Here is a 15,078-nt window from a genome sequence, read left to right as displayed (position 1 = left end):
GTATGCAGGTATTAAAGAGGGTAATACCGTTTTGGATTTGGGCTCAGGTGCGGGCAACGACTGTTTTATAGCCCGAGCAGAAGTCGGAGAAACAGGGAGAGTAATCGGTATTGACTTTTCTCCACAAATGATAGACAGAGCACGTAAGAACGCCACAAAGCGGGGCTATACTAATGTGGAATTTATTGAAGGTGATATTGAGAATATGCTTTTACCTAACAATTTCATTGATGTAGTAGTCAGTAATTGTGTTTTGAATCTTTTGCCTGAAAAGGATAGGATATTTAAAGAAATACACCGGGTATTGAAAAAAGGAGGTCATTTTTGTATCTCTGATGTTGTGCTGAATGGTATATTTCCTAAAGAGTTTACGGATAATGCTTCTATGTATGCAGGCTGTATAGCCAGTGCCATACAAAAAGACGATTATTTAAGTGAGATTGAAAAAGCTAATTTTACTAATATAAAAATTGAACGGACAAAGACGGTTGTCATTCCTGATGATGTGTTGCAGGAGCATCTGGATGAATCGACAATAGCCAAATACAAAGCGGGAAATGTCGGCATTTATTCGATTACTGTAACAGGAATAAAATAGCAAAGTTTAAAGAAAGAGGTTGCAAATAAATGGATTCAGGACGATCATTCCTTCCTGAATCTATCAATTTATTCACAGCCTTCTTTTTCAGGTTTATCTACTTGTCAATAATAAGCAATTCGTTTTTATTATCAGAGATGAGACTTATAAATCTTTCATATTCTCTGAGGACATCAGCTATCACTTCCTCTTTTGTCATATACTGTATATCATTTCCTTTACGCCCATCATTAAAATAGGTAATCGGGATATAAGGCGTTTCCATATCAACATTCGGAGTATTCTCTTCCTCTATCATATACTCCGAGATCGTTTGAGGCTCAGCAACGACACCATATCGGAAATTTCGTATTTTATCATGCCTTATAAATAACTCTATGGATAGAGGAGTGTTTTTACCTGCTATTATTTGAGCTTCAATATCATTTTCGGATAACTCTTGCTGAAGTTCGCCGAATGCTTCTTTTACCGTGCCATTCAGGAAGTCCTTGACATCCCTCTTATGGGAAAATGTAAGTATTCTGTTCAGCCGTTCCTTCCATCTGCTCCCGTCCCATGCAATACTACCATAGGGCAGTTTGGTATTATGAAATAAATGATCGATTTGCAAAGCTTTCCATAAAGAAAAACATAAGAGTAGCATACTCAACCCAAAGGGTAATGCGGAAATGAGAGTCATCGTTTGCAGTGAGGCCAGACCTCCTGCCCGAAGCAGTGTAAGAGAGAGAATGATGAGCAGTACACCCCAAAATATATTTTGCCACTTCGGCGAGTTCTTTTTATCACCGGATGCTATACTGTTCATAACCAATATACCGGAGTCTGCCGAAGTAACAAAGAAAACACCAATCATCAAGATTGCTATTATATTCAATAAACCGGTGAGTGGAAAATATTCAAAAAAGCGAAACAGGAGAGTATCCGGATTGTTCGCCAATAGGCTCAATTCTCCATTTGCTACGAATTTATCCAGCCAAACACCACTACTGCCAAATATAGTCATCCATAAGAAATTGAATAAGGAAGGAATCAGTAGAACAGCTATAATAAACTCACGTATGGTACGCCCTTTCGATATACGTGCAATAAACAACCCAACAAACGGAGACCATGATATCCACCATGCCCAATACATAATTGTCCAGCCCGAGAACCAGCCCTGAGCTTCTGTTTCATAGGCAAAAGTATTAAAGGTTAGATTTGTTAAATTACTGATGTAATAACCGATACCTTCACTAAAGGTGCTAAGTATATATATTGTTGGTCCTGCAATCAAAATAAATACCATCAGAATAAAAGCAAGAGACAGATTTAGTTCACTTAATCGCTTCACACCTTTATCTACGCCTGTAAAAGCTGAAAATATAGCGATACCCATGACTACGATAACGATAATAGCCTGAAATGTAAAACTGTTCTCAGATACCAATCCTATACTTTGCAATCCTGCGTTTAGCTGTACTACACCAAATCCCAAAGTTGTCGCAATTCCGAAAAATGTACTGCACAGCGCAAAAGTATCCACAATATTTCCGATAGGACCATATATTTTATCTTTCAACAGAGGATATAAACCGCTTCGTATTGCCAACGGCAATTTATAGCGATAGGCAAAATAAGCTAATACCAATCCTACCACAGCATATATGGCCCAGGCATGTATTCCCCAATGGAAAAAAGTATATAGCTGGGCTTCCTTTGCCCGTTGAAGCGTATCGTCTATTGCCGGATTTGCATAATGAGACATTGTTTCTGCCACACCGAAATACATAAGCCCGATCCCCATACCGGCTGCAAACAGCATCGCTATCCATGAGAAAAAGCTGTACTTAGGCCGGGAATTATCCGAACCTAAGCGAATATTACCAAGTTTACTTAAAGCTATGATAATAAGAAACAGAACGAACAAAGTTACCATCAATACATAAACCCAACTCAGATTGTTGAAAAAATAGGTTTTTACAACCGACAGAGATTTGTTGGCTTGTTCGGGAAAAAAACCACAATAAAGCGATATGAAAAGTATAACAATAAGCCCCGGTAGAGCAACTGATTTGGTTAATGTGGTTCGAAATGAAAATTTGTTTTTTGTCATATTATTTATGTCTTTTTTGCTTTAAAGGGATAAAGAGGGAATCATATCTTCATCTTAAGCAGCTATTCTATTTGTAAATGGGACAAACAAAAGATGATACCCAAATAGTGAAATCTAAAACATAACCCCACGGCAGAACTCATCATTACAAATGATATAAATAGTTCTTAGGTGATAATAAGATTAAAAAAAGAGCTCAGGATATATAAAGAAAGGCAATAGATAATAATAAAACCGTTCCTGAACAGTACCGGATTTTCCGGTATTAAGAGCAAAAGTAGTAAAATTAGAGCTTGATCAAAAGTTAATTTATGTTTATGCACTCATTGTAAGGATTCTACACCTATTAAAATAGAGTTAATCGGTAATATTTTTTCTAGTCGAAAAAAATAAATTATTTTTGATGTTTATTAAAACATCAAAAATTCCCATAAAATCCGGATAGATGACAGGAGAAAAAAAAGAAGCTATCGATAAGGTAGTCCAACCCATTCAGCGGTTTATATTACAAGAAAAGGCCGGAGGTATAGTCCTCGGGCTGAGTGTTATCATAGCTATGATTTTAGCCAATTCCCCATGGTCGGAAGACTATTTCCATATATTGGAACATAAGCTGGGATTTATATTTGATGGAACACCTTTCTTTGAATATAGCATCCACCACTGGATTAATGACGGGTTGATGGCTGTTTTCTTCTTTGTTGTCGGCTTAGAACTCAAAAGGGAGATTGTTGGAGGAGAATTGTCCAATCCCCGCAAAGCCCTTTTGCCTATTGGTGCAGCAATCGGCGGTATGCTGGTACCTGCACTTATCTATATCGGATTTAATCCATCAGGAGAAGTTCATCACGGATGGGGAATACCGATGGCAACCGATATTGCTTTTGCTTTGGGCGTTTTGTACTTGTTAGGGAGTAAGATTCCACTATCGCTGAAAGTATTTCTTACAGCACTGGCAATTGTTGATGACTTGGGTGCAGTCTTGGTCATTGCATTTTTCTATACTTCTGACATCTCTTTCTTCAGCCTTGCTACAGGCTTTGCTTTTGCACTTATTATGTTTATAGGTAATAAAATGGGAGTCCGGAGTATTTTATTCTATGCCATTTTTGGTATTCTGGGAGTATGGACATCATTTCTCTTGTCAGGAGTACATGCTACAATAGCTTCTGTTATTGCAGCCTTTATGATTCCTGCCGATGTCAAAATAAGGGAAAATCTGTTTGTAGAAAGAATAAAGCACTATTTGAATAAGTTCAGGGAGGTCGATCCGAAGAACGAAATACCGACACTTACAAATGACCAATTGCATCTGTTAGAAGAAATAAAAATAGATACCAATAAAGCCATTCCTCCATTGCAACGCTTAGAACACAGGATGCATCCTTTAGTGACATTTGTTATCATTCCAATATTTGCTCTGGCCAATGCCGGTGTTTCACTGAATATTGATATGGAACAATTATTCAGTACGAATATAGCTCTTGGTGTAGGCTTAGGCTTGTTAGTGGGTAAGGTAGTGGGTGTTGTCGGCTTTACCCTTTTACTGATAAAGCTTAAAGTCGCACCCTTCCCTCAAGGAATGAATGTACGCAACCTGTTTGGTTTAGGATTGCTGGCATCTATCGGCTTTACCATGTCGCTATTTATCACATCGCTGGCATTTACTCATCCCGAATATATGGTACAGGCTAAGATCGGTATTTTTGCTGCTTCTATCATCGGGGGAGTGTTAGGATATATCACATTAAGCCGCTCAGTAAAAGCATAAATAATGTTGTCCCGAATAAAATATATCGGATTAAATCCGGCAAGATTGTTTGTTCTCAGTTTTTTAGGTTTGATTCTTATCGGAACAATCCTACTGTTACTACCCATATCCACGACAGGGAGTATCAGTCTGATCGATGCTCTTTTTACAACAACGAGTGCAGTCTGTGTAACAGGTCTGGTAGCATTGGATACAAGTAAAGATTTTACATTGTTCGGACAAACAGTCATCATGGTTATGATTCAAGCCGGAGGTTTGGGTATACTAACTTTCGCCAGTTACTTCAGCTACTTCTTTAAAGGAGGATCGTCTTATGAAGACCAACTGACAATAGGTAACATCTCGAATATAGAAAAGATCGATGAAATCTTTAAAACGTTAAAACGAATATTGATTATAACGATTGGCATCGAAGCTGTGGGGGCACTCTTTATCTTTACAAGTTTAAATCCTGCTTTAATACCTTACTTGGGTGACCGGATTTACTTTTCAGTATTCCATTCCATATCCTCTTTTTGCAATGCAGGCTTTTCCACATTGCCGCATGGTATCATGGAAAACGGATATGTGGATAATTATGGATTCCAATTGAGCCTGATATTTCTTTTCGTTCTCGGAGGATTAGGATTCCCTATTGTAATCAATTTGTTGAAATACCTGAAACATTTAATCCGCAGAACATTCTTACAGATTTTCAATCACAAAAAAGACGTTTACAAGCCCTGGGTGATGAAACTGGGAAGTAAGATCAACCTGATAACAACATTTTCTTTAATCGTTATCGGAACAATCCTTATTTTTATAAATGAATATAACAATATACTTGCTTCCCATCAGGGAGTCGGAAAATTTGTTACCGCATTATTTACAGCAACAACGCCCCGTACAGCCGGTTTCAATTCCATTGATTTTAATCAACTACATTTATCATCTTTGATTATCATAATCATTCTGATGTGGATCGGTGCTTCTCCTGCCTCTACAGGAGGAGGTATAAAAACGAGTACATTTGCAATAGCAGTATTGAATTTTATCAGTTTGGCCAGAGGACGAAAGAATATAGAAGTGTGTAGCCGGGAGGTATCCGAAACATCCATAAGACGTGCTTTTGCGGTGATGACACTTTCTGTTGTTGTCTTAGCAATAGGGTCATTACTTATTTCATATTTCGATGAAGGCTTGCGTTTATTAGATATTATCTTTGAATCGGTTTCGGCCTATAGTACGGTTGGATTGAGTTTGGGGATCACTCCCGGTTTAAGTTCTGCCAGTAAACTGGTGCTGATAATACTTATGTTTATAGGTCGTGTAACAACACTCACTTTGCTTATTGCTTTCTTTAAGCAGGTAAGGATGTCTAATTATACTTATCCATCAGAGGAGATATTGATTAATTAAGGTCTCAGACCTATTTATCATTTGGTAAGTATAATAAAAATAGGTAGTTATGATTCCAATATAGATTGTTAAAGTCTTACTGTTACTTAAAAAAAGAAAAGATGAAATATATTATTGTCGGACTCGGAGTATTTGGTTCTTCGCTTGCTGAAAAATTAGTATCACAGGGAAATGAAGTAATCGGAGTGGATACAAAGATGCAACGGGTAAATGAGCTGAAAGATAAGATAACACATGTTGCATGTTTAAATGTAACGGATGCAGCAGCAGTAGAAACACTGCCCTTAAAGAATACAGATGTGGTGATTGTCTGTATCGGAGAAGATCAGGGTGCTAATATAATGGCGACAGCTATGTTTAAAAACCTAGGCGTAAAACGGCTTATCGGAAGATCTTTGAATCCTCTGCAAGAGAATGTATTACAGGCAATCGGTGTGCATGAAATTGTCCGCCCGGAAGAAGAAACGGCTGAAAGATGGGCTAAGAAACTAACGCTCCGGGGAATGGTAGATTCTTTTGAGTTAAATGAGAATTACAGCATGGTAGAGGTTGTGGTTCCGGATATTCTCATTGGTAAGACAATCGAAGAAGTCGGCTTTCGTAAGGAATATAATATGCTCGTGTTGACTGTTATCAAAAATGTAGAAAAAAAGAGTATAATCGGGAAAACCAGAGTTGTTGCGGATGTACAGGGTATACCAAACCCCGATACAATGTTAGAAGAAAATGACATCTTGGTTGTTTACGGGTCGAACAAAGATATTAAACAATTTATAAGTAAGAACAAAAATCATAAATAGAATAAGTGTGATTGGTAAATATATAATTGATAAAAAAGAAGTACCTTTTCCGTAGAAATTCAAATCAGGAATACAGCCTGAATACTAATAATATATAGTATGTACAACTTAATACGAAAAGTAGTCACTTACGTCAGTCTACAAAAGCAAACAGAAGACTTTGAAGAAATCCACAATTCAATAATACAGGGGATTTCTTTCAAGGGAACCAATATCTGGATATTAGTTTGTGCTATTATTATAGCATCAGTGGGGCTTAACACCAATTCAACTGCTGTGATAATAGGAGCCATGCTTATTTCTCCTTTGATGGGGCCAATCAATGGAATGGGATACAGTATTGCTATTCATGATTTCGGATTGCTTCGTCAGTCACTTAAAAACTTTGGTTTTGCAGTATTGGCCAGCCTTATAGCATCAACTGTTTATTTTTCAATAACCCCTGTTCATACAGCTCATTCTGAACTTTTGGCCCGAACCAGTCCTACTATTTACGATGTATTGATTGCTTTATTCGGAGGCTTTGCCGGTATTATCGCAATCAGCAGCAAGCAGAAAGGAAATGTCATTCCCGGCGTGGCTATTGCTACGGCTTTGATGCCACCTCTTTGTACAGCCGGCTACGGTTTAGCTACGCTCCAATTCTCTTTTTTCTATGGAGCATTCTATCTGTTTACCATCAATACAGTTTGTATTGCTTATGCTTCGGTTTTAATTTCTCAAATGTTGAGGTTTCCAATCAGAGATACCAATATAAGTGAGACAAGAAAGAAACGTATCAATCAAGGTTTGTCCATTGTACTTATTATAATCATATTACCCAGCATATATTTGGGTTATCGGATGTCCCAAAATGAGAAATTCAGAGTAAATGCAGAAAAGTATACACGGTATATAGGAATATATAAAGGGAATTATTTGCTCAACAACGAAATTAGTGCGAATAAAAAAGAAATTAATCTGATATACGGGGGATCTTCATTGACAGAAGATGATAAAAAAGCGATTATCGATCAGGCAGGCTTATTCTCTTTAGATGATGCTAAGATAACGATAGAACAAGGGTTGGCCATAGATAATGATATAGCTAAAGATAGACAAAAAGCTCAATCTGAAGAAGAGAGGTCCCGGCAACAAATAGCCCGCTTAAATGTAGAGATTGCGGGGTATAAACAAAAAATAGACAGTATACAAAGCCAATATCTTATAGGGAAACAATTATTGTCTGAATTGACCCCTTTGTATCCTCAGATAGAGAGTTGTTTATATGCAGAAGCATATATTTACGCTCAAAGCGACTCCTTACTTCAAGATAAAACAGGGGTATTTATGATTACATCTAAACGCATTCTGCAAAAGAATGATCAGATAAAGATAGAGAATTGGCTCATGAGAAGATTGAGTAAAAAAAAGGTTAAGGTTTATTTTGATAAAAGCAATTGATAATAATTGTATATTAGGGATACAATATATTACTTACTTTGCTTATATATAGTTTGAAAATGGCAGACACGGAACGCCTGTCGTGGTATTTAAAATAGATATTCGTGAGGTCATATAAGCATCCCTATAGCATAAAGCCCTATAATATAGGATCAGCAAATTGACATGGGCAAAAAGATCTTCTGTTTTCATCTCAGCTTAATAGAATTTCTTTTTACTTTTGTTATATGAATTTTTTTGTATTTTTGAGATATCAGATTTCTATTGCAATCAGTTTTGGAAACAAGGTCCCCGAATTAATGATGAAATCACCTTCTTTTGTGAAATGAAGAATAAAACGATATTTAGCACCTTAGGAAAAATTGATATTAACGGAGACAATGCCGATCCTCTTTATAAATACCTGAAAGAAAATAGCAACGGATTCTTGGGTGATTCTATAAAATGGAACTTTACTAAATTTCTGATAGACAGAGAGGGGAATATCATTAATCGCTATGCTCCGATAACCAATCCGTCAAAGATTTCTGGAGCTATAGAAAAACTCTTAGCAAAATAATACATGCGATTATGGTCTTTACATCCCCAGTATCTTGACTCGGCAGGGCTTAATGCCTCCTGGCGTGAAGGGTTATTGGCTAAGAATGTGCTCTTGGGCAATACAAAAGGATATACAAATCACTCTCAGTTGATCCGTTTTAAGAATAGCCCCGAGCCGAATCTTTACATCGATGCTTTCCTTACTGAAATATATAAGGAAGCTGCGAGAAGAAATTTTTCATATAGCAAAGAGAAAATTCGTATGATTGAGAATATTTCTCCCATCCCTGTAACTAAAGGGCAATTGGAATATGAATATGAGCATCTGAGGCGAAAACTTCAAAAACGAAGTCCTGAACTTTTAGTGAAGTTACCCTCATTGTCTGATCTAAAAACACATCCTTTATTTGAAACAATAGAAGGAGGAATTGAGGATTGGGAAATCATAACATAATTAGCAAGAACAAAAACTAATATTCATATGAGAAAGTTTCTATACATATTACTTCCTGTAATTATCTGTTTTTTAGTCGGATTCACAGCCAGTTATTTTCAATCGGAATCGATACAGACATGGTATCCGACATTGAATAAACCTGCAATAACTCCACCCAATATAGCTTTTCCGATTGCATGGAGTATAATATATTTATGCATGGGTATTTCTATCGGACTAGTATTGAACTCAAAAGAACAGAACAAGAAATTTCTTACCTCATTATTTGTCGTTCAGTTGTTCCTTAATTTTATATGGAGCATTTCATTCTTTTATCTGCAAAACCCTCTTTTAGGTTTTATCAATATTATCTTGTTGGATCTGGGCGTATTATATTATGCTTTTAAATGTTATCCGGCGCAAAGAGTGAGTGGGATCTTATTTATTCCCTATATTCTTTGGCTGTTTTTAGCAACATATCTAAATGCTTATATTCTGATATACAACTAAAGTCTTTCGAAGAGAGGCTAGCCAATTATTTGATTTTTACCATAAGCGGATTGAGTCATACAGTATCAATGAGCTATATACCAGTATCTTTGTGTTGTAATTAAAACTATTGAATTATGTCACAACAATCAAAAATCGCATTGGTAACAGGCGGCAGCCGTGGGCTAGGTAAAAATATGGCTTTAAATATAGCCCGTAAAGGGCTGGATGTAGTCCTTACCTACAACAGCAAAAAGGAAAGTGCTTTAGAAACAATCGCAGAGATAGAGCAACTCGGACAAAAAGCCATTGCTCTCCAACTCAATACTGCCGATGTAAAAAGCTTCGATTCTTTTTTCGAATTACTTAAACAGGAGTTGTCTGTAAAATTTGGTACTCAGAAAATAAACTATCTGGTAAATAACGCAGGCATCGGAATTAATTCAGCTTTTGCCGAAACAACCGAAGAGGATTTCGACAGTCTTTTCAATATCCATTTCAAGGGTGTTTATTTCTTTACCCAAAAAGCATTGAACATACTCGAAGACGGAGGTGGTATCATCAATATCTCAACAGGTCTGGCACGTTTCTCCCGGCCCGGATATTCCGCTTATGCATCTATGAAAGGAGCTATTGAGGTATTAACAAGGTATCAGGCAAAAGAACTTGGAGCCAGAGGTATTCGGTCTAATGCTGTTGCTCCGGGTGCTATTGCAACCGATTTTGGCGGAGGTATTGTCAGAGACAACGAGGAAGTCAATAAAATAACTGCCAGTACAATCCCATTAGGAAGAGTCGGTCTACCTGATGATATTGGTGGAGTAGTTGCATTTCTATGTACTGATGACGCACGATGGGTGAATGCTCAGCGGATTGAGGTCTCCGGAGGCCAAAGTATTTGATAAGGAAAAAGAATATATAAGTTGGCATTATAATGGAAAAGGCATTGTCATTAGCAGATTTTTATCGCATTAAATTAGGAATCTTACCAAGTGAGATTATCGGGAAGATAGGCCAGTTCAATGTCTTTTCATTAGGTGATTATATACAGCCTGATCATACAATCCCATACAGTCGTAAAGATTACTATAAGATAAGTCTGATATCCGGTAGTAATACAGTTCATTATGCCGACAAAACGCTGGTTGTAGAAAATAATATGCTCTTGTTTGCAAATCCACAGGTTCCTTATAATTGGGAACCTCTGAGCCTTGACAAGACAGGTGCATTCTGTGTTTTTACGGAAGACTTCTTCAAAGGATATGGCGATTTTAAAGCATATCCTCTATTCCAGCCTCATGGAATACCGATATTAGATCTGAATGATGAAGAGTTCAGGCAGGTACGGACAATTTATGATAAAATGTTTAGGGAGATTACTTCCGATTATGTCTATAAATACGATGTCCTTCGAAATCTGGTTACAGAGCTTATTCACACAGCATTGAAAATGCGCCCTGCTATAATGCAGCCTGTTGGACACAAAGAGTCTCATGCATCTGACAGAATCACATCTTTATTCCTCGAACTATTGGAAAGGCAGTTCCCGATAGAATCGACCATGCAAAGTATCCGACTTCATTCACCAAGTGATTATGCACAACAACTAAATATTCATGTCAATCACCTCAACAAGGTACTGAAAGAAGTCACCGGAAAAACGACAAAGCTATTAATATCAGAGCGGATAGCCTTGGAAGCAAGAGCCTTACTGAAACATACAAACTGGACGATCAATGAAATTGCGTTCTGTTTAGGATTCGAAGATCCTTCACACTTTATTAAGTTCTTCAAGAAGAGCGAGCAGGCTACTCCGAAGGTATTTAGAAAAAATGCGGGATAAGTAACTCTTCGAAACAAAATATACCTCGGAAACCTGATTGAATACAAAACTGAAATTTATCCCATCTTTCCTATATTTACGGGATATATATTCAATCAGATTAGTGATATTACAAATCAGATGGCTAACCCTATAAGTAGAACTTTGTCCCATCAATTCAAGAGCAACTTTTGTTCAAGTGGCTATTATTGAGATGATTCTTAATCTTTTCGATTACATTTTTTTTATTTTTGATGTTACTTGTCTGGAAACGATATCTTAAAGAATTCAAATAATGTGTGCCTTCAAAGAAAATATTGGCTGTAAGTGTTTCAAAAAAGATAAGCATTTCCTCTAATTTTTCTTTTTCTGAAGCTTCTACAAATTCCCCTCTAGCAATCATTTCGGGAAGTTCAGAGCCTGAAAATGAAGTTAGCCCTGTAGACATTACACGACGAGCATAAATACGATTGATAAATTGGGCACTTGCTTTCCCACTTTCTAAACCTTTGCTCTTGCCTGCCATTCCAATAATGGCCTCCATTTCTATTATATCACCATATACTGTAATCGGATTGGTAATAAATGTGTCTCCAGTACTACAAACACCAATCTTTTCATATTCTAACACTTTTCCTTTAAGTTGAGGGATGCTATTTAATAACTCCAATCCATTAATCTCGTAGTCAATTCCAGGCAGTTTGAACTCCAATTTCAATAAGTTGTTTCTCATTCAACTGTCGATGAGTAATGGTTGAGGGATGTAGCACAGAAGTCCTGATTTGATAATTAATCTCAATTAAATTTGATTATATCAAAATATTAATTTCCTTTGTTTATTATTTCCATTGGAATTATGATTTGTTTAATCAGATTAAAAAATATACAGAAAGCTCTTTATAGACTTGATAAAGAATTTTTAGAGGATAATAGAGTCACATTAAATGAAGCTTTTATCTTATACTCCCTGTATAATAAAAAGACCTCTTGTGCCAGCTATCTATCCAATCAGATTGGTTTATCAAACTCTCGAACATCCAGAATATTGGAAAATCTTGAGATAAAAAAATACATTATAAGAAGAATCGGGAAACCAGATAAAAGAAAGATGATCTTTTCCTTAACAGATAAAGGTAGAGAGAAAATAAAAGAAATACAGTCGAAAGAAAATAAATATACAGAGTTTATAATTCGATTAGTTAAAATGATAAAAGAAATCATTACACCATAAGATTATATCAATTATAATAAAAACAAATATATGAAAATACTTATCATAGGTGGGGTTGCCGGAGGAGCTTCTGTTGCAGCCCGTTTAAGAAGAATGGATGAACAAGCTGAAATTATTTTATTTGAAAGAGGTGAATATATTTCTTATGCCAATTGTGACTTACCATATTATATATCGGAGGTACAATAGCGAACAGAGATAATCTTTTCGTCCAAACTGTAGACGGGTTTTCTAAGCGATTCAAGATAGATATCAGAGTATTACAGGAAGTAATCTGCATCAATAGGGAAAAGAAAAGTATAACCATACAAAACCTTGTTACAAATAAGGAATATACTGAATCTTATGACAAACTCATTGTATCTACCGGATCAGAACCGGTGAAACCTCCAATCAAGGGCATCGATAGTAGAAAGATATTTACACTTCGTAATGTACCTGATACCGATAAAATCAAGAACTTTCTTATAACTCACAAGCCGAAAAAAGCAATTGTCATAGGCGGTGGATTTATTGGACTGGAAATGGTAGAAAACTTATATCATGCAGGACTCGAAGTGCAGTTAGTTGAAAAGGCGGATCAGGTTATGGCTCCGATTGATTTTTCTATGGCCGCAATAGTTCATCAGCATCTTAGACAGAAAGGGGTACGGCTTTATCTGAAAGAAGGAGTAACCTCTTTCCTCGAAGGAGAAAATGGCATTCGAATAGGACTGGAAAGTGGTAGAGAACTTATCTCCGATATGGTTATTTTAAGTATTGGTGTTCGCCCTGATATTAAGATTGTAAAAGATGCAGGGCTGGAACTTGGAACTACAGGAGGAATTAAAGTTAATAGTTATATGCAGACCAGTGATAATAATATCTACGCGTTAGGCGATGCCGTAGAAATATTGAATCCGGTAATAAATAAACAAATGCTGATTCCTCTGGCAGGTCCGGCCAATAAACAAGCCCGTATTGTTGCAGATAACATACTGGAGGACAATAAATATATGTACTCGGGAACTATTGGCACATCTATTGCCAAGGTGTTTGACCTAATCGTTGCGGCGACAGGACTTTCATCCAAAATGCTGAACAGAGAGTGTATTGAGCATATATCATCTTTTACCCATGGGAGTTCGCATGCAGGGTACTATCCCGGAGCATCTCAACTGTCAATAAAGATAAATTTCTCTCCCTTAAATGGAAAGCTTCTGGGGGCTCAGGTTGTAGGAAAAGAAGGAGCAGATAAAAGAATTGAGTTATTTGCTCAGGTTATAAAAAAAGGAGGTGCAATTTACGATCTGATAGATATTGAGCATGCATATGCTCCGCCTTATTCATCAGCTAAAGACCCTGTCAATATGGCTGGATATGTGGCCGATAATATTCTTAAAGGAAAGATGAAGATTGTCCAATGGCGGGATATTAAAAAAAATAGATTTTCTCAAAACTATCCTGCTGGATGTCCGTAACACAGAAGAATGCAAAGAAGGGTATATCGATGGGGCAGTAAACATCCCCTTAGATGAACTGCGTTCCCGAATCAAAGAAATACCGAAAGAGAAGTGTATTCTTATCTATTGTGCTGTCGGATTACGAGGGTATATTGCTTTCCGAATATTAGCACAATATGGATTTTCGAATGTTGTAAACTTATCTGGCGGATATAAGACATACGTAACAGCAATAACAAAGCATTCTTTATAAACAGAAAAGCTTAACTATTATTCTGAATTTAAGATGAATTATGATTTACTTAACTATATTTCCTAAAGAATTATATTCTATAGGAAATTAAATATTATCTTTGTAAGAAATATAAACGAATTGAATATGCAAATCATAAAAAACAATTGGACATATCTGGTAGGAGCCCTAATCGGAGCAATAGGCGGGTATATGTATTGGAGGTACATCGGATGTAGTACCGGTACTTGCCCTATAACATCATCACCTACGATCAGTACTCTATATGGAGTATTATTGGGTGGCTTATTCGGCGGAATTTTTAAAAGGAATAAAGTAAATAAACAGTAATAGAATAAATAATATGGCGGGATTTCTTAGCAGATTATTCGGACTGGAGGATAAAGCCGACTTTAGAGCTCTTTTAGAAAATGGAGCTATACTTCTGGATGTTCGTACAAAAGAAGAGTATAAACAAGGGGCGGCAATCAATTCAATCAATATTTCGTTAGATAGTTTAAGCAGTAATTTATCGAAACTGAAAAAAGACAAACCGATTATTGCTGTATGCGCCAGTGGCATGCGTAGCCGCAGTGCAGTCACTCTTTTAAGAAATAAAGGTTTTCAGGAAGTATATAATGGTGGAAGTTGGTTTAATTTTAAATAAATAACAAAATGAATCGCATATTTAAGAATTGGGATTTTGCACGGATCGTTCGTTTGCTATTGGGAATACTTATGGCTATCTATTCTATGATTTCGCAAAATTATATATTTCTGG

14 protein-coding genes and 2 pseudogenes are annotated in these 15,078 nt (G+C 36.5%); 14 read left to right on the top strand and 2 right to left on the bottom strand.

From position 1 onward, the window contains the following. The coding region (locus tag BGO84_RS05720) for a methyltransferase domain-containing protein (protein WP_291028328.1) at nt 1-598 on the top strand (598 nt) is incomplete at its 5' end. A gap of 97 nt (nt 599-695) precedes the next feature. Here the strand turns inward: BGO84_RS05720 and BGO84_RS05715 are convergent. Further along, complete coding sequence (locus tag BGO84_RS05715) at nt 696-2,693, bottom strand: BCCT family transporter (RefSeq protein ID WP_291028325.1); 1,998 nt, start codon at nt 2,691-2,693, stop codon at nt 696-698. Nucleotides 2,694-3,138: 445 nt separating this feature from the next. On the opposite strand from BGO84_RS05715, the gene nhaA reads away from it, so the two are divergent. The 9 genes and pseudogenes from nhaA to BGO84_RS05670 all read left to right on the top strand — a co-directional run bounded on the left by nhaA (nt 3,139) and on the right by BGO84_RS05670 (nt 11,413). Then, entirely contained in the window at nt 3,139-4,464 is a 1,326-nt protein-coding gene (gene nhaA / locus BGO84_RS05710) for a Na+/H+ antiporter NhaA (protein ID WP_291028323.1), read from the top strand. 3 nt (nt 4,465-4,467) lie between these two features. Further along, a complete protein-coding gene (locus tag BGO84_RS05705) occupies nt 4,468-5,862 on the top strand; it encodes a potassium transporter TrkG (RefSeq protein WP_291028321.1) in 1,395 nt (464 codons plus the stop codon). 101 nt (nt 5,863-5,963) lie between these two features. Then, nucleotides 5,964-6,662, top strand: coding sequence for a TrkA family potassium uptake protein (locus BGO84_RS05700; RefSeq protein ID WP_291028318.1), 699 nt, complete (start codon nt 5,964-5,966; stop codon nt 6,660-6,662). Between the two features lie 99 nt (nt 6,663-6,761). Continuing rightward, nucleotides 6,762-8,105, top strand: a complete 1,344-nt coding sequence (locus tag BGO84_RS05695) for a DUF389 domain-containing protein (protein WP_291028316.1) — start codon at nt 6,762-6,764, stop codon at nt 8,103-8,105. A 244-nt stretch (nt 8,106-8,349) separates the two neighbouring features. Then, a pseudogene (locus BGO84_RS05690) lies at nt 8,350-8,664 on the top strand (glutathione peroxidase); the annotation flags it as partial. A 3-nt stretch (nt 8,665-8,667) separates the two neighbouring features. Next, entirely contained in the window at nt 8,668-9,099 is a 432-nt protein-coding gene (locus BGO84_RS05685) for a pyrimidine dimer DNA glycosylase/endonuclease V (protein ID WP_291028312.1), read from the top strand. Between the two features lie 27 nt (nt 9,100-9,126). Continuing rightward, nucleotides 9,127-9,591 (top strand): TspO/MBR family protein, encoded by a 465-nt coding sequence (locus BGO84_RS05680; RefSeq protein WP_291028310.1) that lies wholly within the window; start codon nt 9,127-9,129, stop codon nt 9,589-9,591. Nucleotides 9,592-9,707: 116 nt separating this feature from the next. Continuing rightward, nucleotides 9,708-10,472: an SDR family oxidoreductase gene (locus tag BGO84_RS05675; RefSeq protein ID WP_291028309.1), complete on the top strand. Its 765-nt coding sequence runs from the start codon at nt 9,708-9,710 to the stop codon at nt 10,470-10,472. Between the two features lie 32 nt (nt 10,473-10,504). Then, nucleotides 10,505-11,413 (top strand): AraC family transcriptional regulator, encoded by a 909-nt coding sequence (locus tag BGO84_RS05670; protein WP_291028307.1) that lies wholly within the window; start codon nt 10,505-10,507, stop codon nt 11,411-11,413. 157 nt (nt 11,414-11,570) lie between these two features. On the opposite strand, the gene BGO84_RS05665 is transcribed toward BGO84_RS05670, so the two are convergent. Continuing rightward, nucleotides 11,571-12,125 carry a hypothetical protein gene (locus BGO84_RS05665; RefSeq protein WP_291028305.1) on the bottom strand — a complete coding sequence of 185 codons (555 nt, stop codon included), beginning with the start codon at nt 12,123-12,125 and terminating at the stop codon, nt 11,571-11,573. Between the two features lie 123 nt (nt 12,126-12,248). Here BGO84_RS05665 and BGO84_RS05660 point away from each other — a divergent pair, with 123 nt between their 5' ends. The 4 genes and pseudogenes from BGO84_RS05660 (at nt 12,249) to BGO84_RS05645 (ending at nt 14,964) form a co-directional block, all read left to right on the top strand. Further along, complete coding sequence (locus tag BGO84_RS05660) at nt 12,249-12,623, top strand: MarR family winged helix-turn-helix transcriptional regulator (RefSeq protein WP_291028302.1); 375 nt, start codon at nt 12,249-12,251, stop codon at nt 12,621-12,623. Between the two features lie 30 nt (nt 12,624-12,653). Then, nucleotides 12,654-14,288 (top strand): annotated as a pseudogene (locus tag BGO84_RS05655) (FAD-dependent oxidoreductase); the annotation flags it as partial. A 156-nt stretch (nt 14,289-14,444) separates the two neighbouring features. Beyond that, on the top strand, nt 14,445-14,648 hold the full coding sequence (locus BGO84_RS05650; RefSeq protein WP_291028300.1) for a DUF6132 family protein: 204 nt from the start codon (nt 14,445-14,447) through the stop codon (nt 14,646-14,648). A gap of 13 nt (nt 14,649-14,661) precedes the next feature. Then, complete coding sequence (locus BGO84_RS05645) at nt 14,662-14,964, top strand: rhodanese-like domain-containing protein (protein WP_291028298.1); 303 nt, start codon at nt 14,662-14,664, stop codon at nt 14,962-14,964. Nucleotides 14,965-15,078 lie beyond the last annotated feature (114 nt).

Origin of the sequence: Dysgonomonas sp. 37-18 (assembly GCF_001899125.1) — a bacterium.
Lineage (GTDB): Bacteria > Bacteroidota > Bacteroidia > Bacteroidales > Dysgonomonadaceae > Dysgonomonas.
The sequence above is the reverse complement of the archived record's forward strand: the minus strand, read 5'-3'. Positions and strand labels throughout refer to the sequence as shown.

Excerpts from the sequence above, each read along its gene's own strand:
- BGO84_RS05715 (WP_291028325.1), bottom strand. The coding sequence starts at position 2,693 with ATGACAAAAAACAAATTTTCATTTCGAACCACATTAACCAAATCAGTT.
- nhaA (WP_291028323.1), top strand. The coding sequence starts at position 3,139 with ATGACAGGAGAAAAAAAAGAAGCTATCGATAAGGTAGTCCAACCCATT.
- BGO84_RS05705 (WP_291028321.1), top strand. The coding sequence starts at position 4,468 with ATGTTGTCCCGAATAAAATATATCGGATTAAATCCGGCAAGATTGTTT.
- BGO84_RS05700 (WP_291028318.1), top strand. The coding sequence starts at position 5,964 with ATGAAATATATTATTGTCGGACTCGGAGTATTTGGTTCTTCGCTTGCT.
- BGO84_RS05695 (WP_291028316.1), top strand. The coding sequence starts at position 6,762 with ATGTACAACTTAATACGAAAAGTAGTCACTTACGTCAGTCTACAAAAG.
- BGO84_RS05685 (WP_291028312.1), top strand. The coding sequence starts at position 8,668 with ATGCGATTATGGTCTTTACATCCCCAGTATCTTGACTCGGCAGGGCTT.
- BGO84_RS05680 (WP_291028310.1), top strand. The coding sequence starts at position 9,127 with ATGAGAAAGTTTCTATACATATTACTTCCTGTAATTATCTGTTTTTTA.
- BGO84_RS05675 (WP_291028309.1), top strand. The coding sequence starts at position 9,708 with ATGTCACAACAATCAAAAATCGCATTGGTAACAGGCGGCAGCCGTGGG.
- BGO84_RS05670 (WP_291028307.1), top strand. The coding sequence starts at position 10,505 with ATGGAAAAGGCATTGTCATTAGCAGATTTTTATCGCATTAAATTAGGA.
- BGO84_RS05665 (WP_291028305.1), bottom strand. The coding sequence starts at position 12,125 with ATGAGAAACAACTTATTGAAATTGGAGTTCAAACTGCCTGGAATTGAC.
- BGO84_RS05660 (WP_291028302.1), top strand. The coding sequence starts at position 12,249 with ATGATTTGTTTAATCAGATTAAAAAATATACAGAAAGCTCTTTATAGA.
- BGO84_RS05650 (WP_291028300.1), top strand. The coding sequence starts at position 14,445 with ATGCAAATCATAAAAAACAATTGGACATATCTGGTAGGAGCCCTAATC.
- BGO84_RS05645 (WP_291028298.1), top strand. The coding sequence starts at position 14,662 with ATGGCGGGATTTCTTAGCAGATTATTCGGACTGGAGGATAAAGCCGAC.